Source organism: Vibrio sp. 10N.222.55.C6 (assembly GCF_041473395.1).
Classification (GTDB): Bacteria; Pseudomonadota; Gammaproteobacteria; order Enterobacterales; family Vibrionaceae; genus Vibrio; species Vibrio crassostreae_C.
Map to the genome: position 1 here is coordinate 1 of NZ_JBFRSD010000862.1, position 644 is coordinate 644.

Sequence of the window (644 nt, forward strand, 5' to 3'; positions counted from 1 at the left end):
GCTCCAAGGTAAGCCACCTAAAGATACGTTTTGACACAAAGTGACTTTCCACGCGTTCTCTTCACCGTCATCATCGTAATCAACCATGCCGTAGCCAGCTTCTAACCATGTAGAGTGAACATCATCCCATTGGTACTGTGGACGAACGATACCCGCGTATTCAGTATTCTCACGATCTAAGTCTGAGCCAGAGTTGTCTTTGTAAGACACTAAGTAATCAATGATGAACTGTTCAGATGCAGCGTAGCTACCCTCAACACTTGCATAAAAAGTCTGGTAATCACCTTTAAGGTCATATACCGATGAATCGGCACCGTCACCGTACTTAACAACCAACTTGTTAGACTCACCCAAGCCTAATGTTGCACCTACTAGGTAGGCCGTTTCATCACTGACTTTTTGTCCTTGAGTCACGACAGGCTGCATTGAATCTGTCACTGGATCGTATACGTACTCAGTCGTCGTAGACGTATCCGCTTCGCTCGATGCAAAACCGTAGTTCGCGTAAAAATCCAGATTACCAATACCTGCGTCAATACTGTGTAGCTTCGCTGTCACGGCGTATCGGCCATTGTCATTGACGAGGCCGCCTTTCACTTGGCCTACAAAGCCCATATCCAGCTTCGCGCCGCCGAAATCTAGGT

Annotated in this window: 1 protein-coding gene; it reads right to left on the reverse strand. The window is 47.0% G+C overall.

The window, feature by feature from the left end; all coding sequences use genetic code 11:
- The coding region (locus tag AB4486_RS26570) for a carbohydrate porin (protein ID WP_372119761.1) at positions 1-644 on the reverse strand (644 nt) is incomplete at both ends.